1 protein-coding gene is annotated in these 281 nt (G+C 69.4%); it reads left to right on the top strand.

Going from position 1 to position 281, the window contains the following annotated elements:
* A partial coding sequence (locus tag UK12_RS35495) for a beta-ketoacyl synthase N-terminal-like domain-containing protein (RefSeq protein ID WP_045307352.1) occupies nt 1–281 on the top strand: 281 nt, incomplete at both ends.

Here is a 281-nt window from a genome sequence, read left to right as displayed (position 1 = left end):
CTGTACAGCAGTGACGTCGAGCAGGCGAACACGGCGTACACCCGCGAGGGCGGATTCCTCTACGAGGCAGCCGAGTTCGACCCGACCTTCTTCGGCATCACGCCGCGCGAGGCGTTGGCGATGGACCCGCAGCAGCGGCTGCTGCTGGAGACGTCCTGGGAGGCGTTCGAGCGGGCGGGGAGCGACCCGGCCGCGCTGCGCGGAAGCCAGGCCGGGGTGTTCGTCGGTACCAACGGCCAGGACTACCTCACCCTTGCCGCCAACTCGCAGGACCAGCTGGA

It is taken from the genome of Saccharothrix sp. ST-888 (assembly GCF_000955975.1).
Taxonomy (GTDB): domain Bacteria; phylum Actinomycetota; class Actinomycetes; order Streptomycetales; family Streptomycetaceae; genus Kitasatospora.
Note: the sequence above shows the minus strand (reverse complement) of the source record. Positions and strands in the feature narration are given on the sequence as shown.